General features: G+C 39.7%; 11 protein-coding genes. 1 reads left to right on the top strand and 10 read right to left on the bottom strand.

Going from position 1 to position 25,078, the window contains the following annotated elements; translation table 11 throughout:
- Nucleotides 1-11: 11 nt before the first annotated feature.
- The 4 genes from H4O18_RS01250 to H4O18_RS01235 all read right to left on the bottom strand — a co-directional run bounded on the left by H4O18_RS01250 (nucleotide 12) and on the right by H4O18_RS01235 (nucleotide 3,727).
- A complete protein-coding gene (locus H4O18_RS01250) occupies nucleotides 12-1,460 on the bottom strand; it encodes a sulfatase family protein (protein WP_187581286.1) in 1,449 nt (482 codons plus the stop codon).
- Between the two features lie 137 nt (nucleotides 1,461-1,597).
- Complete coding sequence (locus H4O18_RS01245) at nucleotides 1,598-2,722, bottom strand: serine hydrolase domain-containing protein (protein WP_187581285.1); 1,125 nt, start codon at nucleotides 2,720-2,722, stop codon at nucleotides 1,598-1,600.
- Nucleotides 2,723-2,775: 53 nt separating this feature from the next.
- A complete protein-coding gene (locus tag H4O18_RS01240) occupies nucleotides 2,776-3,279 on the bottom strand; it encodes a DoxX family protein (RefSeq protein ID WP_187581284.1) in 504 nt (167 codons plus the stop codon).
- Nucleotides 3,280-3,355: 76 nt separating this feature from the next.
- Nucleotides 3,356-3,727, bottom strand: coding sequence for a VOC family protein (locus tag H4O18_RS01235; protein ID WP_187581283.1), 372 nt, complete (start codon nucleotides 3,725-3,727; stop codon nucleotides 3,356-3,358).
- Between the two features lie 423 nt (nucleotides 3,728-4,150).
- Here H4O18_RS01235 and H4O18_RS01230 point away from each other — a divergent pair, with 423 nt between their 5' ends.
- The gene (locus H4O18_RS01230) at nucleotides 4,151-6,055 is read left to right on the top strand and encodes an AraC family transcriptional regulator (protein ID WP_187581282.1); all 1,905 of its coding nucleotides are present in this window, start codon (nucleotides 4,151-4,153) and stop codon (nucleotides 6,053-6,055) included.
- A gap of 304 nt (nucleotides 6,056-6,359) precedes the next feature.
- On the opposite strand, the gene H4O18_RS01225 is transcribed toward H4O18_RS01230, so the two are convergent.
- The 6 genes from H4O18_RS01225 to H4O18_RS01200 form a co-directional block, all read right to left on the bottom strand.
- Complete coding sequence (locus tag H4O18_RS01225; protein ID WP_187581281.1) at nucleotides 6,360-7,901, bottom strand: RagB/SusD family nutrient uptake outer membrane protein; 1,542 nt, start codon at nucleotides 7,899-7,901, stop codon at nucleotides 6,360-6,362.
- A gap of 25 nt (nucleotides 7,902-7,926) precedes the next feature.
- Nucleotides 7,927-11,073 carry a SusC/RagA family TonB-linked outer membrane protein gene (locus H4O18_RS01220; protein ID WP_187581280.1) on the bottom strand — a complete coding sequence of 1,049 codons (3,147 nt, stop codon included), beginning with the start codon at nucleotides 11,071-11,073 and terminating at the stop codon, nucleotides 7,927-7,929.
- Between the two features lie 313 nt (nucleotides 11,074-11,386).
- Nucleotides 11,387-17,143: a T9SS type A sorting domain-containing protein gene (locus H4O18_RS01215; protein WP_187581279.1), complete on the bottom strand. Its 5,757-nt coding sequence runs from the start codon at nucleotides 17,141-17,143 to the stop codon at nucleotides 11,387-11,389.
- A 3-nt stretch (nucleotides 17,144-17,146) separates the two neighbouring features.
- The gene (locus H4O18_RS01210) at nucleotides 17,147-19,204 is read right to left on the bottom strand and encodes a fibronectin type III domain-containing protein (RefSeq protein WP_187581278.1); all 2,058 of its coding nucleotides are present in this window, start codon (nucleotides 19,202-19,204) and stop codon (nucleotides 17,147-17,149) included.
- A 32-nt stretch (nucleotides 19,205-19,236) separates the two neighbouring features.
- Nucleotides 19,237-24,216 carry a hypothetical protein gene (locus H4O18_RS01205; RefSeq protein WP_187581277.1) on the bottom strand — a complete coding sequence of 1,660 codons (4,980 nt, stop codon included), beginning with the start codon at nucleotides 24,214-24,216 and terminating at the stop codon, nucleotides 19,237-19,239.
- Nucleotides 24,217-24,426: 210 nt separating this feature from the next.
- Complete coding sequence (locus H4O18_RS01200; protein ID WP_187581276.1) at nucleotides 24,427-24,999, bottom strand: REP-associated tyrosine transposase; 573 nt, start codon at nucleotides 24,997-24,999, stop codon at nucleotides 24,427-24,429.
- Nucleotides 25,000-25,078 lie beyond the last annotated feature (79 nt).

The following is a 25,078-nucleotide window of genomic DNA, read 5'->3' as shown; positions in this document are numbered from 1 at the left end:
TTATACCAAGGTCAAAATATGCCTTTTACGTTATTCTTTGTGGCGTTTAACTTTTCACCTGGCATTTCCCCCCTAATGTTGTGAAACTCGGTCTTAATTAATCCGGCTTCCTTAAGATACCAATCTTTCGTGAGATTTTCTGGGATGTTGTCACCTGTCTCGATCATCCATTCCTTTAATACTTTTCTCAAGTCTTTGAGCGGTTCCCCATATTCTGGTACTGATGCCACATTAAGCAACTGTAAGGGGTCTCTCTTGTAATCAAAAAGCTCTTCATGTGGCCTGGGTACCAAAAACACATCGGCTTGTATTGCCGAAAGTTCTCCTTTGTCCTTTAGTGTTTCCAATTCCTTAAATGAAGGACTGCCAACGGCATCAGCTGGCCCGTTTTGTGGCTTCATGGGTCTAGAATTTAATATGTACATATAATCTTTATTCCTGACCATGCGTTCGTGTGCTTCATAATCATGCCAATTGTGTTCGGCAAATATGTAGTTGCGAAATGTTTGGTCCGGATTTGCTATAAGTTTATGGAAGCTATGTCCCTGAAATTGATCTGGATAATTTATTCCCGCCAAGGTCAATAGCGTTGGAGCAATATCCACGGCACTTACCAGACTCTTGCTAGTAAGGCCTTTATTTTTAATTCCTTTTCGCCAATACATAACAAATGGAGTTTTCATGCCTCGGTCATTAACCCTTGTTTTACTGTGGGGGAAGGGCCTTCCATTATCCGACATAATAATTATTAGGGTATTGTCCAGCTCTTTTTGCGCCTTCAATTCCTTGACAACCTCTCCTATATAGAAGTCGAATCTTTTAATTTCGTCATAGTATTTGGCCAAATCGGATTTGGTGCCAGGCCCATTGGATAAATAAAATGGAGGTTCCATTTCATCGGGCCGGTGTGCGCCAGAAAATTTATTGGGTCCCCATTCCCTGTGGGCGTCATAAGAGGCATACCACATAAAAAAGGGTTTGTTTTTTGGTCGATCCTGTAGGGAGGCCACCCAGCTTTCTTCGCCCCCATCACCATTATTTTTATGCCCCTCGTACAGCTTATCAAATCCACGTTTTGCATAAGGACCCATATGGAATTTTCCTGCCAAAACGGAATAATAGTTCTTCTTCCTTAATAACTCAGGGAAGGATATCATGTCCAATGGGGGTGTGGTATGTAATTCGGCAGCTCCGGTATTATGTGGGTATCTGCCCGTTATTATGGAATTTCTGCTGGGGCTACATGAGCTTGCCGTTAAATAGAAATTATCAAATTTTAATCCGTCTTTCGCTAGTTGGTCTATATTCGGAGTTTTAACCTGTGTATTCCCATAGCATCCTAAATCGTCCGAGCTAACATCATCGGCTATAAAAACAAGGATATTCAATTTTTCTTTTTGGGCATGGACAGCACTGTAGAAGAACAGATATAATGAAATAAGGATAAATAATTGTTTCATATTTTGAAGGATGACTTAATCACAGGTTAAAGAAAGCTATTCAGCAAATCTAATTTGGTGAATAGGGTTTCTAAAAATATATAAAAACTAATAAATGGGATAAAAGTTATGATGTTTTAGGGTTAGGGAATTAAGCACTACTGTTGGGCAATGGATTCCAATTTTTTAAGTGTTCCCATTAAACGTTCGCCAAGGTTGTCTATATTCATATTTTTTTTGTGAAAGGCAGATAGATTGGAGAGAATAATTACCCCATTTTTGTTTGCGATATCAAGTACAATATTGGATCTATAGCCCCCAGTTCCACCGCTGTGCATAAACCTTGTCCCGTGCTGGTTTCTAATAATGGCCCAGCCCAAGCCCATGTCGGCTTTATTGGCCTGGAAGTTAAAGGTAGGTTTTCTGGTCAATGCCAATTCTTGCTTGGAGTCATTGAATTGCGCTTCCGCAAATCTTGACAGGTCGCCTACAGAGGACAAAATTCCACCGGCCCCCACCAAAACATTCAAATCCCAGTTGGGAGTTTCCTTACCATCAACATCCAGACCCTTGATCAGTTGGGCCTTAATAAGGTTTCTATTTGTTGTAGTATGTCCCATATTGTACTTACTACATATTTTGGTTTGGAGTAGGTTTTCATAGGAAGTGCTATCTATTTCACTTAAAACAAAACCCAACAATCCTACGCCCAGGTTTGAATATTCCGATTTCTCACCTGGATTTTGGTTGAGTTGTAGCTCTTTGGTCAAATATTGTTTCAACTTATTCTCATCATAATCTTTATACGGGTTCTGTAGGTCCACGGAATCCGGGAGTAGGTTGGTGGGCAGTCTTGGAAGTCCTGAGGTATGATTGGACAGCTGTTTAAAGCTTATTTCTACACCATCTTTTAAAGGCCATTCCAAATAATCGTTGATATTCTCATCCAGATCAAGTTGATTGTTCACCACCAAATCGGCCAATAAAGTAGCCGTAAATACTTTGGAAATGGAACCAATTTCAAAAACACCGTCATGATTATCAACTGTGAAAATGGTATCGTTCTCACGCTTTACACCATAGAATTTAGTAATCCCGTCCTTTATGATGGCAAAGGCCAGCTGGGTATTGTTTGGAAAATCTTTGGTCTCTGCATAAATATTTTTGGATTGAATTTCTGTAATGCTTTGGGCATAATCTTTTTGACCATTAAAAGCGACTTTTTCGTGGCTACATCCATAGGTTATAATACATAGCAAAATGAGCGTAAGATACTTTTTCATTATTATCATTATATGGATTAGCATTGTGGACCAATGGTCTGAGCGGTCGTGGTCTATAATTTTTGGTTTTTATTGCTGATTGCACTTCCGTCAGCAGCTGTTTTAGGTGTTCTTATAGCCGTAAAATAAACCCAAATTATAAAGAACATTTGAAGGGGAATTCGGAACCACAGATAGTTGGGGCCATTACCGTTAAGTTCCCCGGTCTGGTAGTTGATGTTTTCCATGGCTGCTTTTATATTGGCAGGAAGAATGAGGATAAAAAATAGGAGGAGCAACCATGCCGTGCCGACCTTTAGTTTTGGAATAAGTAATCCGATCGCAAATAGTATTTCCAGGACTCCAGTGGCAAATACCATTTCTTTTTTCATGGGTATAAATTCTGGCATCATGGCGGTCATACCTTCGGTAAACATAAAATGCCCCAAGGAGGTAAACAACAACATAACGGCCATGGCAATTCGTCCCGCCAATGGCCACTGTATTTTTTTCGATCTAAGATTAAGAACAAGCAAGGCCATTAAAAACGAAACAAGTAGTACGATAAGAGGTTTCATTTTTTGGAATTATGTTATAGGAAAGGTTGAACCTGAAAATTGCAGGTTAAAATGTGCCAACCGCCCAATTTTCAAATTAAACATGTTGGTCTATTAGAATTTGGTTGCCATCGGGATCGGTCAACATAATACTTGCAGGTCCGGTTGTTTTTTCATCAGTTTCTTGTTCCAACTTTAGGTTATTGCTTTTTAAATGCGTTTGAATTTTTCTTACATCATCAAAAGATGATAGCGCGTTGGCATTCTCGTCCCAACCCGGATTAAAGGTAAGGATGTTATTAGGGAACATACCTTGGAACAACCCAACGAGTGCGTTGCCATTTTTCATGATGAGATAATTCATTTTTAGGTCGCCCGCAAACACGGTAAATCCCAGTTTCTCATAAAATTCTTTGGATATGTTTAGATCCTTTACGGCCAAACTAATTGAAAAAGCCCCTAGTTTCATAATTGTTTTTTTAGGTGTTAGTACAATACAACAATTCGCTTAAAATGTGTCCGGGGGAATGTGGCAGGAAAGTACCGACTATACTAAGATAGGAATTTTTAGGGGATTGGGGTTTGATCCGTTTATTGGGCATTGGCAGTTAATGGAAGGGCTGTATAAACAATCAGCAGACTTTATCGCATCAAGAATAGGTGATTCCAGAATATTTGAAACTGGTTATTATGCAAACCTTTGCACAATTAATACAAGCCTATCTTTATATTTGACTTATATTTAATTATTTATATTTATAAATAATTTACTGCCCTTTGATTAAGGATCCATTTCAATTTTAGATTTTAAATAACCTAAAGATAAAATTGCCAATCTGGATCTCTTAAATACAAAAATCCCCAAACGCAATGAGTATTAAAAAAATAAACCATGAATAACTTAACCAAGACCGCATTTCTGCTGACCGCATTTCTCTTGTTTAATCATTTAAGCGCAAATGTAACCCAAAAGGATTCGGTGGATTCTTATTTAAATGATATACGCAGTTTAATCAGAAATAAGGACAGTTTTAAAGAAGAATTTTTGGACATCGAATTTTTACTTGCCAAAGAAGGGCATACACAGGGTAAAGAAAAGGTCCGTACCTTATTAAAACTATACTCAGCATACATATACAAATCGGACGAGTCGGCGAACAACTATAATGACCAGGCTTTAAAATTATCCCGGAACATTGCATTTCAGGAAGGTAACCTCAAAGCAAAATACAACAGAGCCTATCTTCAATTCGTAAAGGGCAATTTTGATAGTTCTATGAGCTTATTAGGGGAATTACAGCCTATAGTAGGCCCCAAAAGCTATCCCGAGGTCTATGCGGATATAACTACCTTAAAATCATATATTTACTCTGAACGAGGAGAATATGACAAAGCTCTTGAAACAGGTCTAAAGTTATTGGACAACGCCGAAAAGACTGAAAGTGATTACATTCTCATGAAGGCCAATTCCGCTTTATCACACTATTATCTTAGAATAGAGAATTATTCCAAATCTTTAAGCTATTGTCTCAAAGGGCTCCATTACATCCTTAAGCTTAAGAAAACGGAATACATCTATCCTAAAATAGATGAAATTGCTAGAATGACGGCCAAATTGAACGACCCCAAAGGAGCCCTAAAAGTATATGCGTTTTTTCTTGAGATTGAAAAAAAGCTTCCTCCAGCCGGTAGCTATATCTCTGCCTCTGTACATAGCAACATGGCAAATATTTATATGTCTATTGGAGAGACTGAAAAGGCTTTGACTCATATTTCCAGGGCTTTGGAAATTAATTTCGAAAATAATTATCGTTTCAGAATCCCACGAGCTCTAACGGTACAAGCTGAATTGTATTTGCAGACCAAGGACACTTCCGAGGCAATTATTAATTATGAAAAGAGTATTGAAGCTGCAGAAAACATAGATGCTTTCGATGTTATAAAACGCAACAGCTTGGTTTTAAGTGAACTCTATGCAAAAACAGACAAGTTTCCTAAGTCCATCGATTATAAAATCTTATACCAAGCCATAAGCGATTCCCTCTTTACCAATGAAAAGGAGCAAAAAATTGTTATTCTGGAGACCAAAAGGAAAATAAAGGAGGTTTTGCAAAAGAAAAAAATCCTGGAATTGGAAAATATAGCCCAGAGAGCACAATTTAAAGGTTTTATCATTATACTTATTTTACTACTGCTTATAAGCAGTATTTCCATTTTTTCCTACCTCAAGGTAAAAAAGAAAAATAAATTACTTCTTCAAAGAACCATCGATCTTGCAGAAATACAGCTACGAATGAGCGAGAAACTCAGCGGAATTCAACACATGGAGACCCAATGGTCCATTGAAAGAAAAAGTGCAGATATCCCTAAGACTCAGCCCAGAATTGATAAGGACATTAAGAATATTATTATGGCCAAACTGGAGAAACTGGAAAAGGAAAACTTTTACCTGGACCCACAATGTAATTTGCATCAGCTTTCAGAGCAATTAAAAACCAATCCCAAATACCTTTCCCAAGTTATAAATCAGGAAAAAAAATCCAATTTCAACAATTATATCAACGAATTAAGAATCAACTATCTGCTACCCAGATTACTTAAGGATATTGAATTTAGGAACAGCAAATTAAGTTATATTGCCTTTTCACTGGGATATAACAACTTAAATACATTTAACGCTGCTTTTAAAAAGAGATTGGGCATTCTTCCTTCGAACTTTATCAACGAGCTTAACAACTCCTTTGAAATTAAGAACAAATCCAAGGCAACCGCTTATGCCTTAAAAAAGATAGTTTAAGTATTTATATTTCCGATTCAAATGTGATAAGCATTTCTAATTTTTTAATGCGCTTACTCCATGGCCTTTGCCCGAACCCCATTCTTTTTTACCGCTCGGCACCCCTATAATTGAACTAGGAAACTGCCGGGCCTTTACAAAATTATCCTAAGAGCTTTATCTTCATACTTCAATAGAGGTGTATAATAACAAAAAGGCAGTACCCCGAACTGGATACTGCCTTTTCAAATTACTAAAAACCAATTAACTCAAACTAAACTCAAAATCTTCAATATCAAGTGAATTTAATTTTAAAGGTCTTTTATTAATTATACCCCGGGTTTTGAGGTGTTAAATTTGGGTTGTTGATCATTTCTTGCTCAGGAAGTGGAAACAACAAATGTTTCTCCTGAAGCGCCTGATCAGAGCTTAGGTTTACATGCCCTACAAAATTATCAAAAGTACCAGTTTCACTATTAAGTACTCTTCTAAGGCGTACCATGTCGAACCAAGTTATTTGTTCGTAGCTAAGTTCATGCCATCTCTCTTTCCAAATAGCCTCTCTTAAGGATGCTTGAGTAAATGCACCAAGAGCAGGAGTTGTCAACTGTGCACGATCTCTTATCCTTGTTAAGGCATCAACTGCCGCTTGGTTGGGACCTGTTGCCTCGTTGGATGCCTCGGCGTATATTAACAACACTTCGGCAAATCGTATAATAGGCATATTGAGGTTGTCCTTAGCTGTTCCGGGAACACCAAACGTACCGTTGGCGGTAACATTAAAATGCTTAAAGATATAAGGTGCACCTAAATCGAAAAGCTCTCCACTACCATTGAGGTAGTAACTACTATAAAACCAACCCTCACGGTCTACCGCTCTTAGATCTCCGGCTTCATAGGAGTTATAGAACTCAATTTCTGGTACTGAACTTCCTGTTCCGGATGGTCCGCGATAGGTTACCGGTTGGAAATTAGGAAACATGTTGCCCATAGGATTTCCTGCAACCTCATCATTGTACTGTAGACTAAAGATGTGCTCTACCGTATTGCCCAAGCTTTCATCATGAATCTCAGCATAGGTATCAAAAAGATCTATTGGTCCGGCATTGTCTATAACCTCCTTGGCCTTACTAGCTGCATCGGCGTAACGAGCTGTTTCATTTAGTGGATTTCCGGCCATGGTAAGATATACCTTTGCCAATAAGGATTTAACCGCAGCTTGGGATACTCTACCACTGGTATCTGTCCATGGCAATCCTGCGCCTTCAGCCTCTACCAAATCGGCTACAATTTGATCGTAAACCGCTTTCTGAGGGCTACGGGTAGGGTTAAAATCTTCCGAATTAGCACTCTGTGGCAACGTAATCAAGGGAACATCTCCCCAGAGTCGTACTGCATAAAAATAGGCCCAAGCCCTGAAAAAACGAGCTTCCCCTAAAACTTTGTTCTTTTGTGCAGCATCCATTTCTATGCCCGGTACGTTTTCAAGCACTAGGTTCGTGTTGGCTATGACCTTGTAAATACCACGCCACCAATTACGAATATGTAGTGTATTGGCGTCATAGGATAAGGAATATAAGTTGTTTAAATCCGAATTCTGTGCCGTCTGGGTAGTAGAAGTTCCTGTAACTGCTTCCAATAATTGCCAGTTGGACGAGAAGATACCCGCACCGTTACCCACAAACCTAGCATCCGCATAAACGGCTGCTATAGCCGATTCGGCATGTTTGGCAGTGGTATAAAAGCTGTCCGGTGTTAGATTTGATGGATCGGACTCATCCAAAAAATCGGAACAACCAACTGTTGTAAGCAACATTAGCGAACAGAGGTAAAACTTTCCAATGTGTTTTGTTATATCAAATTTCATAATATCTTATTTTAAATTTTATTAATTACAGACCGACTTGTAAACCAATTACAAATGTTGTCGATTTTGGATATTCATGCCATTTCATTCCTTGTGAGAAGACATTGTTACCCTCACCACCACGAATAGGAGTTACCTCGGGATCACCAAGTAGTTCATCATCCACCAACAAAAAGAAATTTTGTGCCGAAGCGTACAATCTCAATTTATTCAAGTGCATACGTTCAACCAAGTTTTGATCAAAAGTATATCCTAGCATAATATTTCTACCACGTACAAAGGAACCATCCTTTACCCAGTGTGAATCCACGTTGGTTACATAACCAGCACGTGTATCCCTAACCTGCGCAATCATTGTATCTTGATTATCAGGAGTCCAAGCATTTAATACCGTAGTATAACTATTGGCAAGGGCTTGTCTGTCCTCGCTGGAGTGAAGGTTCATATCCATTACGTCATTACCCCAAGAATATTGAAGTTCCAAGGTAAAATCAATATTTTTATAGGAAACATAATTCGTCAAGGTTCCCCAAGCAGTTGGGTAGCCGTTTCCGATAATAGACCTATCCTCATCATTAATAATATAATCACCGTTGAAATCCTTATACTTGATATCTCCAGGTAAAATGGTAAGTCCATTTCTATAACTTACAAATTTAGCAGCCTCAGCAGCTTCATCTGTATTCCAAGTTCCCAAACGGGTAAGACCCCAGAAGGCACCTACGGGTTCACCTACCCTAATAATACTGGTTTCGTTGGTTATTCCAGGTCCACCAACACCAAAGATATCGGAAGGCGTGGCCAAGGAAAGTACTTTGTTCCTGTTCATTGATATATTGAATGAAGTATTCCAGGTTAGATCAGCGGTTGCTATATTCTTGGTAGATAATCCAAGTTCAAGACCCTTGTTCTGCATGGAACCAACATTTCTTCTTATGGTAGCATACCCACTTGATTGTGGTACAGGGGCATCCAAGAGCATATCGGTAGTTTTTCTGTAGTAATAATCAACTTCCAAACTAATTCTATTATCCAATAGGCCTAATTCCAAACCAACATCGTACTGTGCGGTCTTTTCCCATTTCAAATCCGGATTCGCCAAACGATTCAATCCAGTTCCGCCGATACGACTTTCGTTCCATATTGCAGCATAATTGGAGCTTAATAGGGATAAGGAAGAATAAGGTGGTATTTCGGAGTTACCTGTAACCCCATAACTTGTTCTAAGTTTTAAGTTGGAAATTAGAGTGTTGTCTACAAGAAAATCTTCGTCCGAAATCCTCCAGGCAACCGCCGCTGAGGGGAAAAAGGAAAACTTATTGTTGTCACCAAATTTCGACGAACCATCGGCCCTACCCGTAACCGTGAACAAATATTTGCCCATTAGGTTATAATTCAATCGACCAAAATAGGAGTTCAGTGCTTCCCTGTCCGCAAAAGATTGTACCGCTATATTATCAGATCCTGCACCTAGGTTGTTGAATTTAAAATAATCAGTAGGAAAGTTTCTGGAATCTGCATTGACAAAGAATTGATTGGACTGTTGCCAAGATAAACCCAATAAGGCGGTCAATGAGTTGTTTTCATTGATTTTCTTATTGTAGGTCAAGTAGTTTTCAATAGACCAAAATGTCTGCTTTTCGTTGCTGGATTGTGCTCTGGCAACTGCATTATTATCCAAAACACTATTTCGGAATTCATTGTTCTCCTGGGTGAGTACATTTGTCCCCAAAACAGTCCTCATTTCCAATTCCTTGGTAAAGTTAAGATTGGTATAAAAGCTTCCGGCAGTTGTTTGGGTATTTAAAATATACTCATTATTATCAAGCCAGTTCACCGAATTTCGGGTACCTTCAGCAAAGGGATAATCCCTGTTATTGGCATATAGACCTTCCAAAGGACCTCCTGTATGGAATGGAGCAGGATAAAAAGGATAATCTTCAACCATTCTACGTGGCACTTGGTCATTGGTATCGGCCAAATTCTCAGTTTGGTTATTGTAACTCAAAGAGCCACCAATCTTTAACCATGTTTTGATTTGATCATCAATTGAAAACCTTCCTGAATAACGTTTGAGGTAAGTATTTTTGAAAAGACCTTGATCATCCCTAATTCCAAGTGAGATGGCATAGGTTGTTCTTTCATTACCCCCAGAGAACCCCAACTGATGGTTCTGTGATAATTTATGTTGTACCACCTCTTTGGACCAATCCGTATCATAGATTGCCTTACCATCACTATCGAACAAATAAGCAACATTAGGATTAGCTCTTTTAAGCCTAGGCTCGTACTGGGCATATTTCCCAGCGGCCCAACCATCCGGATCAAATTTTTGCGTGTTTTCCCAAGAAAGTTGCTCTATCATAGCATACTGTTCGGAATTTAAAGCCTTAGCCCTATTAGGACCATATTGGTTTACGCTATAGTCAACATCGTAAGTAACCCTACCCTGTCCAGCGCGACCTCTTTTGGTAGTTACCAGAATAACTCCGTTAGCACCACGTGCACCATAAATCGCCGTTGAGGAAGCATCTTTCAATACTTCAATAGATACAACATCGTTAGGGTTTAAGTAATCTATAGCAGAACTAAAGTTAGCTTGATTACCTTGAGGTAACTGCACCCCATCTATAACATATAGTGGGTTGTTGGAAGAGTTTATGGAACTAAAACCCCTTACCCTGATATTCGACTTACCACCTGGGCGACCCGAGTTGGTGTTTACCTGAACACCCGCAATCTTACCGGACAAAGCCTGGTTAAGGGATGTTGCAGGGCGCTCTTGCAGCTGATCGGCATCAACTTGTCCTACTGCACCAGTAAGATCCGATTTTCTCTGACTACCGTACCCAATCAGTACTACCTCTTCCAATTCGCTGGCATCTTCTTCCAAGACAGCATTAATTGTGGTTTTTCCGCCTACAGGTATTTCCAAAGTTTTGAAACCTATATAGCTGAAAACTAAAGTGGCATTACTATTCACATTATCCAATGTGAAATTACCGTCAAAATCTGTTTGCGTTCCGTTGGTAGTACCTTTAACCAATACGTTCGCCCCAGGCAAGGGTCCGGATTGATCCGAAACGCTTCCCGTCACCGTTTGTGCCTCTGCCAGCCCGAAACATAAAAATGTTCCCACAAGCAATAAGCATTTACATAGTGTAATCTTCATAAATAAATGATTTTTAGTTAGTTAATTGTTTTTTAAGTGCATGCCATGCCGAGTTAAAAGCAAAGGCATTCAATTGTTAAATGTATCTTAAGAAAAATGGAAAGTTGCGGATATAGGAAAAAAGAACTCTAAAATTCATGAATTTTAGAGTTCTTTGGTACTAATTTTCAGGTATTCCTAAACTCAACCGTTATTTGCAGGGCAAGTTGTTTAAAAAAGAACGGCTTGTTACGGTTGTAAGGAACGTATATGTTCTAATTTCCTTTACCTCTTCTCTATTATATTTTGACCGATCTTTCCCATTATCAATATTCTATTTCAGGATTATTTTCCGTAGCGAATTTCCATACGGGGTTTCGAGCAATACGGCATATACCCCAGATGGTAAACCGGAGATATTGAAAGGAATGGTATAAGATGATGCTCCCCTATCTTTTTTAGAAGCCATAAGGGCGTTGTTGGCGAAGTTAAAGATTTTGATGCTGATATTTCCCCGTTCGGAAAGAACTATATCAGCCGTAAATTTCCCATCGGTAGGATTGGGATAGATAATAAAATCTTCAATAAGCTTTCTGGGATCAGCCTGTCCATCTCCTGAGGTTAATACTTCATTTTCTGTAACCAACACTTTTTTGGTCTGTTTTGCAAAACATTCACCAATTTGGGTTATGATTCCTATTTCGTATTCACCAGGTGCATTGAAAACCATTTCGGCCTCGTCCGAATCTTGTTTTAGAATAGTTGCACCTTCAGGCAATATCCATTCCTGCGTTTCGGGAAGTGGATAGCTAATATCAACTGCAATAAGTGACTCCCCAACAAAAACTTGACTGGAAACTGCGAATTCGGCATTTATTTCATCATCTGTAACAACAACAAAAACAGTGCCTGTTGCCATACAGCCATTTTGGTTGGTAACTACAACAGAATAATTGCCACTTTCATTAATTGTAACGCTTGGTTCGGAACTGGAAAATCCATTGTCTGAGGTCCAATCGTAAGTGGCATTCGCATTGTCTGCGGTTGCATTCAGGACTAATTCCTGTCCTGCACAAAGGGTCCTGTCCTCGCCCAAATTGACTTCTAATGGAATTGGTTCTTCTATTACATACGTTCTGGTTAAAGTGCCATTGCCAAAACCCTTGATGTTTACGGTATAGTTTCCTGGAGCCAAATTTGTAATATTTTTCGTAGAGGCTCCAGTATCCCAACTGAACGTAAATGTTCCGTTACCTTGATTTACAATTACTTCTATGCTGCCATCATTTTCGCCAGAACAGCTAGGCTGTGTGATTATTTCCTCCACAATGTCAGGTTGGGATATATCATATATTGTTGTTAGGCTACAGCCGTTGTTATCAGAAATGGAAACTTGGTAGGAGTCTGCGGTTAGATTTGTGATTTCCTGTGTATTTCCTATTTCCATATTATCCGAAAGTCTAATCCAATTTATAGCGTATGGTGCGGCTCCACCTTCTATTTGAAGTGAGATATTACCGTCATTAGCCATGTATTGCGATACATTGCTTGTTGTAGCGTCGACAATGCGAACTGGGTCGGGAGCTGGATTAATGGTTACAGAGGTTTCTTCAAAACAACCATTATCATCAATTACCTCCAAAGTATATTCACCTGGTTCCATATCGATTAAATTTTGGGTATTGGATCCATTGCTCCAGAGAAAGCTATATGGGCTGGTACCTCCAGATACGGAGACTTCAATAGCACCTGTTGCCTCACCATTACATAGCACACCGGTTAATTCGACGACCCTTATTTCCAATACCTCGGGCTGAGTTATGCTTATTGGTACGGTTTCTGCCGAAATTGTATTTGCATCCGTGACCCTAACAAAATATTGTCCCGCGGAGAGATTGCCAATAATTTCTGTATCCTCGGCAAGCTGTATATCATTTCCATTTTCTGTTCTAAACCATTCAAAGGTATAAGGCGCTACACCGCCCTGCACGTTGGCGGTAATTTCAGCAAAGTCATCACCGTTACATTCCAAGAATACGGTTTGGTTTAGCGACACAATAAGTTGCCTTGGTTCAGCTATAGTAATAGGCTGTTGTGAGACCAAGATACAACCAGCGCCATTGTTGAGGGCATAGTTTTCATCTGTAATGGTCACGAGATAATCGCCACCAGGAAGGTTTTCCAATACATTACTGTTTATTGGCGTAAAGCCTGTAGGCCCTGTCCAACTATAGGATAAATTTCCAGTTCCCCCAGATGCCGTTATAGTTATGGCACCATCCGCTGCATTTGCAGCAGAAAGAGGTTGCTGTAGGTCGATAACGAAACTCAGTTCTAGGGGTTCATTTATAACAACTGGAATGGGATATATAAAATCACAATTATTGTCATCCCTAACATAGGCTGTAATGCTACCTTGGGCCAAGCCATTAAAGATAGGGGAGTTCTGATAAGTTACGCCATCCAAGGAATAGGTATAGGCGCCTGTTCCCCCTTGGGCCTCAATTTGAACACTGCCATTAACACCTTCAAAACAATTTACATCCGTAGTGATTACATTGGTTATACTGAGTGCTTCCGTGGGTTGGTTGATTATAATTGGAGCCGATGAGGTCGTTTTATTGTCATCGGTGACGGTCAACATATAACTCCCAGCGTCAATTCCGGTAATGTCAGGGCCATCTGTACCGTTGCTTATTAGAATAGGGCTTCCATCAGCAAAAGTCCATTCATAAAAAATAGTCCCCTCTCCAGTTACCATTGTGGTAATGCTGCCGGTGGCTTCACCAAAGCAGTTTATATCTGTTGTAGTAATGTTGTTAATGGACAAGGGGCCAGGTTCTGGTACTAAAAAGGTTTGGGCGAAATAACAACCGTCTATACCACCTTGATTCCCTGGAGAGGTGATTTCCACTGTATAATTACCTGTTACTAATACATCAATATCCTTAGTGGTTCTTGGGATGTTAATTCCAGGTCCGGTCCAACTGTAGGCATAAGGTCCTGTTCCTCCTGACACTTCAAGGGTAATACTGCCATCTGAACCTCCTGTAGATGTAACGTTTGAAATGCTTTCAGTTACTGAAATTTGTAATGGTTCAATAATTTCTACTGTGGTGGTGAATTTACATAAGTTATTATCACGAACAGTAACTACAAAAGTTTTTGGGGCTAAATCATTAAAAGTATTACTTACTTGAAATCCGAAGCCGTCATCTATTGCATATTCATAAGGAGCTGTGCCTCCCAGAGCGGTAATCTGTATACTCCCGTCATTACCACTGTAACAAGAAGCGGCCGTAGGTACTACTGTTGCATACAAGGTCTCCAGAGGCTCTGTTATGGTAACGGTATCGGTAACTTCCGGGTCCCCAGAGGCATCTGTTAGCCTAAGGATGTAGATGCCCTTGGCCAAATTAGCAATAGTCGGGGTACTTGGTGATGTTATCGGTTGGCCATCCTGTCGTTCCCATATGTAATTGAAAGGAGCTACACCAGTCACCGCTGCGGTTATACCGCCTGTTGCTTCTCCCCTACAAAGAACGGATGTTGCGGTAAGACTTGTAATCCCTAATGGCCCCGGCTGGTCTATTACAATTGGAGGGTTACTAAGAGGTGAACAGCCATTGACATCGGTAATTTGGGCTATGTATTCCCCTGCTTCCAAATTAACAAGATTGGTACTCGTAGATCCGGTTGAAGGTGTAAAAGGCTGACCGTCCCTGGTCCAGGTAATTGTATATGGATCGGCGGGTTCGGAAAATGGTGTTCCTCCAACTATGGTAAGCGTTATGCTGCCCTGGTTACCTCCATTTGTAGTTGCGTTTTGGGAAGTGGTTGAGACTGTAAGTTCGTCCGGTTCCGATATCAATATGCCCAGGACTGGGTCTGACTCGCAATTATTCTGGTTTCTTATATAAACATCATAGAAGCCCCCTCTAGTTATTGGAATTGTGCCGTTATTAAGTGGGGTCCAAGTGCCAAAAAAATCCAATTTGTATTCATAGCTTGAGCCTCCGGAGGCAGTCACCGATATGCTTCCATCTTGAGCCCCTAAACAGCTAATATTATTTGGGGTGGCAGAAGCAATAATAACTTCTTCAGGTGGGTTCATGGTAATGGCGGAGCTAACATATCCTGCGGGGTCATCAAATTCGGTAAAGCCAGTTGAAGCAACTTTTAAAATATATTCTCCAGGTTCGGATAGGTTGCTTAGAGAGATTGTTTGATTTCCTGTAGTTTGAATGGGGGACATTACCCCGTTAATTGTCCATTGGTAGTTATAATTAAGCACCCCTCCAGAAATAGTTAGGGTTATACTCCCATTATTTCCATTTGGACATAATATTTGATTCACTTGCTGATCAACTATCTGCGGGGGAGGAATCGTGGTAACTAAAATATTTTCAGAAGTGAGATTGCAACCGTTACTGTCTGTTATAGTTATTCTATAGGTGCCAATTCCTAATTCTTGAAATTCAACTGATTGGTTTAGACTGTTGTGGAATAAATTTGGGTTTGTAATAGTTTCAAATTCGAGAGTAGTTTCATTTTCCTTTGCCAATTCAAATGTATAATTGGGAGTTCCCCCGTCATAGTTTATGCCTATTGCACCATTCATAGTGGAACTTGATGATGTAATTCCTGGTGAGGGTTTGGAGAAGGTTAGTTCGGGAGGTGCAGAAATAAGGATTTCTTCAGATGGTAAACTTGTACAATTAGTAGGACTGCGCGCTAGAAAGATGTATTTGCCGGGTTCTAGATTAGAGAATGTGGGATTCGAATTCCAGCTCTCATCATCCCCTTGAATACCATATTCTAATGAACTATTTTCATTGGGAGCTAAACCACCGCCCTGCCCGATTAATGTTACTGATCCTTTTTCTCCAGCACAACTGGGCTGGATGATATTATCTATAGATACTTTTACCTCGGAGGGGCTTTCAATTGTAAATTTGGGTGTAATCTCCCCACTTTTAACATCTACATCCCCTTCATTTGGAAAATCATAGCGAACTTCCTGATATATAATATAATAATTTTGTATGTTTTCTTCCCCTAGTGGAGGGTTGAGACTCCTATTTATCCCTTCCAAGAGAGTGTATGTTCCTCGAAAGGTGCCATCTCCGTTAGGAACAAGATTCCCCAAACCATTTGGATTGTTTGGTCCAGGGGGGCTATATCGTACTTCGTCAAAAACTTCATTCGGAAATTCATTTTTTGATTCTGATTCTACATTTCCATTGAAATCGGTAGGTTCTCCTTGAAAAATGAAATATCTCATTTCGAAACCGTTCCCTACATTATTCTTAAAGTTAAGTGTGACAGTGCCATCTTTATTATTATTGCAGGTTGCATTGGTATATTGAATTGGGTCGTTGTCCCTTAACTGAATTGAGCAATCAAGAATATTGAACCTAACTTCAGGTGATCTTTCAGGGCCATTAGGAGGTGCGTCTTCAGTAAATCTAATTTGTAATCTTAATAAGTCATCCGGTTTTAGTTCGGGAATATTTGAAGGAATAAATGAAAAATATTCAGACCTGGATTGATACTTCAATAATTCCTTCGGTGTTGTAGAGGATCCAATAAAATAATCCACGGCATAATTTACTCGAGTGCAAGAATTTTTCAAGTTTGATATTAAAAACTCCTGTGAATCACAAATATCTCTGGAATTAAGGTCATTATTGTTATCGGCAATTAATTCAGGTTTAATCACCTCAAAAAAACCAAAATATATAATATCAATTTCATCCGCACAATTGGAGATATATTCCTCGGAAAGATTACAACGAGGCGTTGAAATTGGAATAGAAATTCTCTTACTACCACAATTATCAGTTCTTAAGGTGACGAAGACCTCTGTTATTTGAGTATTTGAAGTAAATACAATTTGACCACTGGATGAAAGGCCGTTATCATCACCAATTTCAGTCAAAAGACCACGCCCACTAGCTGATATATCGTATAACGCATTACTTCCATAAAATTCAATACTATGTTTGATGACATAAGAGTATTGGCCTTTAGCGTAAAATGAAATTAAACAAAAAAATAAGAATAAAGGAAGTCTTTTCCATTTTCTCATAACCTAATACTTTAAATTAATCTTTGATATAAAAGATGTGAGACCTCCCTTAAGGACTAATTGCAGTCCGTAAGTGTAATTGGTGTTCACTTCAAGGTCAACATCATTAAAACCCTTGCTTGTCTCTACCATAGTCTTGTATAGCTTCAAAGGGTGATTATCGGTGCTGCGATACAGTCGGTATTCCAAAACATGAAAATCCTTGACTTTCCATGTTAGGTTAATAAATCGCAATTCTCGATTTACGGTTCCAGAAAACTTTATATCTTCATCTTTAACTGCCTTTCCGGTCCATGTAACCGAAACTGGTTTGGCAGGGATACTTTCTAATCCAACCGAATCTCTGGCTACCACGGTATAACTGAAAACATTCGGATCTTGCAATGTAGAATCATGAAAAGTGGAATCTTTTAATGACTTGGATTCAAATAATTTCTCCCATTGGATATTCTGTTCCCCTCCAGTTTTTCGATATACAATATGTGAGCTAACATCCGGACTGCCACTGGGAATCCAATAAATCCTAATCCCGTCCGTAGTTACTTCATAATTGTCCAGAATAGGGGAAGATGGCGGAATAATATCCGGTTTGTCTATGACCAATACTTCGGAAAATTTTGAACGATTAAAACGTTGGTCCTCCGCCAATATCTTATAGTATATTTTTTTATTTAAATTGGCTATTGATACTTTATCCGTATAGTTTCCGTGTTTAAAAGTAGTCTGTGTAACTTCACTGAATTCCGTCTGTGGATTATATGACCGGTAGATTCGATATCCCCCCAAATCTTCTTCCAGATTTTTTGACCAAGATAATTTAACAACTCCAGTAGTATCTATAGTTCCTTTAAGTCCAATTGGGGTGGTGGGGGGCAGGGAATCAACTGGTTGGACAAGGGAGGAATAGGATTCACTTTCCACCTTATTTTTGCCCATGGCAACGATGGTAAAATAATTTACCTTGTCCAAACCTTCATAGGTTATTTCCCTTGCCGTTATTGGAATATTATCAACTACTGTTGAAAAGGGACCTTTGTTGTTGTGTGCCTTGCGCAGTTGAAACTTATCAATTAATCTGTTCCCTTCCTCCTTAAATTCCCATCGGAGAATTACCTTATTATCCGTTGGCAGTTCTTTTTGATATATTCGGGGAACAAAACCCAATGTTTCTTCCGCCTTTCCCTGTACTATTTCAGAACTTGGTCCTGTTTCCCCGAAGGCAGTTTTACCTTTAATGCGATAATAGAAATTAGCGTTATTGGGTATCGAATCCATATAGAACATGGATATTTCGGAGCCTTCCTTGGGTTGTTGGGCATTGAATATAGGGACCCCGTTCAAGGGTTCAAAAAAAATATTGTCTCGAGATCTTTCAATTTGGTAATTGGAATATACATGTTGAAGCAATTTGAAGTTCCAACTCAATGTAACTTTTTTATCAGTAAAGACACTAGCTAAGCCTATAGGTTTCGGAAGGGCTTCGTGCATATCTGGGCTAGCATATACCGTTCCATTGTTAATGGTAATATTACTTTGTTGTGGAAATGCTACCGATACAGAATAAACATATTTTTCGCCAGCAATAACCGAAGGGTCTTCTATGGCCCAGCCCGCCAATTTGGAAGACTCATAGTTTTGTTCTGCAGCTACCATGGCAATAGTAAAACGCTGTTCCAATTCATCGTTTATAGCATAGACAGCACCCATCTGATTTCCAGGAGGACTAACTTCAAAGGTGTCTCCATATAAAGCCTGGGCCAATATAGCTACATTCTGATCTTGTAAGGCCAGTGCTTCCCATTCTTCCAAAGGTTTTGGTCTTAGTGGTTGTGTAACTAATTGTTTCCTTTCTATGGGTACCACAGCCTCGCCGTTCCTTGAAATGGTTGCTCTCTCTATCCAAAAACCTAATTCATTGGCATTCTTCCATGCCAAGGGCTGGTCCACTGCCCATCGCAATATTACTTTGTTGGGCAAGGAGCGAGCTATAACCTTGACCGAAGCGGTGTCTTGAGCCCAGAGGCTTGAGGTTAATAAGAGTAATATAACGAGTCCTTTCACTGTATAATAGTTTTTTTTCAATGAGTTGTGAGCTAGTCGTTCACATATTTTATTTCATATCCTTTTTGATAAATATCGCCTGGTGTTCGGTAAATCAGCTGTGCCTTAAAACTACCTAGGGGCAAGGGAGGAAAGGAGCTTTCAATTAAATATTTGTACCTTTCATGCTGAGAAATATTGCCATCACTTCCATAATATCTATTTAGGATTTTATCTCTTAAATAGACCATATCCACTTTGTACTGATACGGTAAATTATATACAAAGGGAATTCTGTTTTTTACCCATGATGAATTAGGATTGTTCTCCAGATTAGCCAAATATTCATTGCCTATATAAAAGGAACGGACAGGTGGTAATCCAAGTAGAGCTTCGTCCCGGTTAACTCGAATGTTTCCGTCAAGGGGGTAATTTTCGTATAGAAGAGGGTATATTTTCTTTTTATAATAGGAATCGTCCAATATTGCTTGGGGGTATACCAAGGGTTTGGAATTGGTATATTTTCCTCCCAAGACTTCTAATTTTTCCAGATATTCATAGTCGGCCACTTTAACGGATAAGGAATGGACATCTGCAAAGATGTAGTTTAAGAGGTTGTTGGTAACCGTTAATTCCTTCACTTTGTCCTTAAAGCTAGGATGCTTGCTAGTTTTGAAGCCATAATCCAAAATGGATTTGGGTGTTCCGTTGGAAATGGTAATATTGGCAGCTTTTTTGTTGGAAACTACGGCACTACCGGAGACGTTTCTCGTATCCTGGTTTCCAGTGGAAGGGTCAAACCAATTTGTATCCCCGCTTTCTTGATCGGCAAGGGTTTCTGTGTTTTCTACAATTATTTTAGTCTTAATATCCGATCCTGGAGGGAAAGCCAGTAAATTTAATTTGTAATTGGAATTTAGGGACATGCCTTCAGGTACTTCATAAATAACAGTGGCTTTTGATCTGTCGTAAGTCAAATTTGTTCGGGTGCCTTGATTACTAGTCGTAGAAAAAAACTCTGCTCTTGTTTCAAATCCGCTATCGAAGAGATAATTCTGGGGAGTTTTCATTTTAACATATCCCTTGTCATATTCTTCCGGATAAAAACTTTGTTGATCTATGACGGGATACATATAGGCTATATTTTCCAATGGAATATAATCTGGGGCGCGATCTGTCTTAAAAGTGATTTCTTTTTTTTCTATTACTGGTTTGCCATTTTCAACCATTGTTTGATAACTACCCCCTATTTTTTCATCAAAACTAACTTCGACCACCACCTTGACTTCCTTTTCGGAGGGTAGGGTCTCATTTGGTTTAAAAGTAACTGCATCATTTGTATCGTTCCATTTTAACTCTCCTTTTAATTGTTCACCTTCCGAAGTAACGGCAAAGTTCTTCAATTGTAATTTGAAAGTACGGACCCCATCATCCAACTCAACCTTAAAATCTGAATTGGCGGCATAATTGAAAACGGCTTGAGGGGCGGTAAAAACCGAAATATCGTCACTATTATCCTTGGGTGTCACATCCGATATCATGGGAACACCAACTGCATTATTAATATTTTCCAACTCACATTCCTCACCCACTTCAACTTTTAATCGCATTCGACCTGAAACGAGTCCCCCTAAAATTTTGTAATACATACCTACATAGCCTTGAAAATAAGCCGGATTGGGGAATTGACCCCGTAACATTGCGGCAACACCTGCCTCGGCGATAGGGAATTTACCATTAATAAAGGCTAGGTCTACCTTTACTCCAAATTCTCCATATAGATAGGCATAAACTTGTCCCCTAGAGTACCAGCCATTGTTTCCTATGGGGCCTGGGCGACCTACACATTTTGCATTCGGGTAGTAAGCGTGCATCACGTCAAAGCCAGCTCCCAGCTCTACAAAGGCGTAGAAAATTAAATAATCTAAATTATAGCCATATCCAAAATTTAGTCCAAAGGCAAAACCTTTGCCCGATTGTAGCTGGTTTTCTTGACGGTTGCTGTTGAGCATATCATCCCCTAAAATTTTAACGACCATTGGGTGGGGATCCAATTGAGAAGGTAGTTGTGTGCCGGTCATAAAATAGCCCCCTATCCGAAGTTGTACTCCTACCTGAAACAAAAGTTCTATTCTTTTTTGGGGAGTACCAATATAAATGTACCAATCCTCAGGACCTGTGTGCATTTTTGCATATCCTGCAAGGTTGTTTTCCCCACCGCCTTTAACACCTTCCAAATCCAGATATAGTTCAAACTCACCGTCAAAGGTCTGGTTTACAAAATCCTTTTCTATACCCACATAAACCCCGACTTTCCCTGAAGCGGCAACATCGTGGACGGGAATCGATTCTTTGGCAAGCCCCATAAAGTTGCCATATTTGGACAGTTGATCTGCGATTCCTTTATTTTCCTCTACAAAATCGTTTACCTTTTCAAATGTTTTGTTTAAGGCACCAAAATCTGAGCTGTCAAGGCCGCCACTTGTCTTGTCCCCCATGAAGGCACCTTCTCCAGTAAAGCCTATTCTATTTAATCCACCGTGACTGTTGAATGCCATATCCAAATAAGCCTTTCCACTAAAGGTATCAGAATTTTGAGTGCTTATATCCACTCCGGCACGGACGCTTAAACCATAATCCAAATTGGGACGGTATACGGCTGAGGAGGGCGAAAAACCATCCTCATTACCTCGAATCTTTTTCATACGATAGGATATACCTCCTACCATAGAATTTATCATAAATTTTGTACTACTTTTTTCGTCGTTTTTGGCCCAAACATCTACGTTCCAATATCTAAAATCTTTCACGCCAAAAATGGCTTTACCCTCGACTTTTAAGTTGACACTTTTGATGGTTGCCGTAACATTACCTCGAAATCCATCACCATACCAACTATGGTCTTCCATTATTTCCAAGCCTCCATTTAAGGTGATTCCGCTTTTTTCATAATCAATGTCAATTCCATTTACCTTCACCCTTTCAAATTGCCATTTCTGTATTTTAGCGCCGTCCTCTAATTTTCCCATTACCTGCATACTAGTAGTGGCATGGGATCCTTCACCGTCCAAATTTATTTTTAGGTCGAAAGATAGTCCAACTTGGTTGCTGGATGTAACCAATTCCAACTTTTCCACGGAAGCTGGGAAATTCATCAGCTTCATTTCACCTTCAAATCCAAAGCTTTTGGCACTGATAGGTTTTTTGCCCAGTTCTGTTTCCAACTTTAATCCCTCGAAAACAATACCCGGAAAATTAAATCCGTTACCACTATTTGTGGCCGTTTCTGCGGAGGGCGACTCCTCCCCCTCTTTCTGGCCAATTTTGCCAACTATGGACAGTTGTCCAGAGAGATTGGCAGAAGGATATACATTGCCGTCTTTTATATCTATGGCTACACTGGAATTTTTCTCCAATTGCATTTCACCTAGAAAAACGGGAGTTTTATAATGGCTGTTCAACCCAACTGCCAGACCGTAGCCGTCTTGTTGTATATATCCCGTATAGTCCATGGGTTTCTCAAAAATAGGCACTGCAATATCTCCGGCTATGGATCCCCCGGTTAGGGAATTTCTCGAGAGTGAAAGACTTACATCTGCAATAGTAAAGGCCCATTTACCGGCAGAGCCTTCACCTACCTTTAATATATTTTCAGCAAAAAAGGAACCTGATACGCCTTGGCTATCCAGAATGAGATTTTCTGCCCCAAATTGTACCCTTTTGTTGGATGTTTTGGTATTTTCAATTCCCTTGGGTAACATAATACTTAGTTCCTTGGCATAAAACCCGCGCCAAAGGTTTCGTTCCCCATGTACTAACACCTCGCTGTAATTTTTTGGGAATTTTATTCCAGACGCATTGCGACTATCGCTTAAGTCCAATACCACCTGTTTTATATTGAATCCCCAACCTTTTAGTCCTCGAACTTCAAATTGGGGGAGTGACACATCTACCAATAGGTCGTTCCACCCATTGGCTTTAATGCTAAAGGAGGCGCCTACATAGCACTTGTTGTTTACAACATCAGAATCCTTAAGGTATTTATTGTCCGTGCTCTCGCCACAAACATAATTTCCACCACTGGTAATGGGGAGGAGAATATTTCTGGAAATCCGTAGGTCGGCTTCCAAACCAATTGACTTTAACCCCACACAGTCAAATTCTATGAACGATTGGTCTCCAAAGGCACCATTTTTAAGGTCAATGCCACCTTTAAGGGTTAGTAACCAGTTGTCACCGTTTAAAGGAATGGCCTGATCGCCCAACATGACCAATTTCATATCCCCCAAAAGTGCGCCGTCATGGGAAAGTTTTATGCCTTCGCCGCCAAAATAGATCTCTCTACTTGGTTCCCCATTGGGTCCTTTAACGGGAATGATCATTTTTGCCCAGGCCTTGAATTCTGCATATTGTGGTGTAAATTTCACTTGGGTTATCGCTAGTTCTACGCGGTTGCCGGATGTTGAGTCTTTTTTGGTTAGTCCAACCGGGAGCTCCAATAATTCCTTTCCTGTGATAATGTCGACAAAATTGCCCAGTTCCTGAACCGTTTCAAAGGCTCTTATGGCCTGGGCCACAAGGGTGTCCGCTTTGGGATTTCTGGAAAAATTAGTGGAAATATATTCTGGAGTAAACTCAGGTTTCAGGTTGGCAAAGGAAACATTGAAATCTTCTTTTTGTGCTAGTTTTTGGTCAAGTGAGGGAAAGGAACGGAAGGTTTTTTCTTCTTCTGTAATTGCTATTGAGCTATTGTGCCTTCGGCTACGCTCAGGCCACGTTGGTATAGGGAAAACTGATTTTTCATCAGCATTACCCATTCTTGCCATGGCTATCTGCTGTAAATGCGCCAAATAATTTGGGTCTGCTTTCTTAAGTTTGGTGGTGTCTTTTGCTTTTGGAAGTAGGGAGTCTTTTGAACGTAATAGCACCTCAATATTTGAATCACCCAGATTTTCAAAAGAAGCCAGAGCCGGACTTGCCCAAAGCAGGCTGCAACATAGGAATAGGATGATATGTATGTAGTTTTTAGTCATAATCTTTGGTTATGATTAGTTGCTTTATCTTGGCTGATTTTAGTTTTCCTTCCTTATAATTTATTCTTTTATAACCTTCGGAAAGTCTCCAGACTTTGAAGGCTGTTACCGTTTATTTCTATTAAATAATGTTGGTCGTAAAACATCTATAACCGGTGGCGCGAGCGTCACGCTCGTGCCCATATGCCTGATTATTTATAACATCGTCCTTCATAATTCCATCATCCCTAAATGCATACCTTCATTATCTATTTTTAAAATGGTATCATCATCCGTATAGTTCCGTGCACTACTATATTTCCAATCCACGGGGTCCGTAACAAATCCTTGTTCCACGGGATTGTTGTGGATATAATCTATTTTTTGCTTAATTACTTTTCCGTTCCATATTTCAATTGGTTTATTATGCTGTTGCCAAAATTGTCTTTTGTTCACATTGCTGTTTTTCTTGCCTGCCCGCTCCATCATCCAAAGTAGCCACTCTTTTCTGCTTTCCTGTGGGTTTTCTTCGATCTCTTTAATTATTTTTCTCGCTGTAAAACCTTTAAAATCCCTTAAAAGTCCCGAAGGATTATCATTCGCAGATCTAAAAACTAAATGAACATGACTCGGCATAAAACAATAGGCAAAGACTTCCATCTCTTTTTTTGTCCTACAATGATCGATTGCCTCTTGCAATATTGAAAAATATACCTGTCTTGTAAACACATCTATCCAATACACGGTCGCGAAGCTTACGAAGTAGGCCGCAGAGGGGTTTTGGAATTTGTATTTTCTGCTCACACTTTTTTATTGACTACTATTTTTTTTAACCTTGAACCCTTCCTCTCACTGTTGATAGCACGAGCGTGACGCTCGCGCT

Source organism: Arenibacter arenosicollis, assembly GCF_014397245.1.
In the GTDB taxonomy this organism is placed as follows: domain Bacteria; phylum Bacteroidota; class Bacteroidia; order Flavobacteriales; family Flavobacteriaceae; genus Arenibacter; species Arenibacter arenosicollis.
This window is presented reverse-complemented; position numbering and strand designations above follow the sequence as displayed.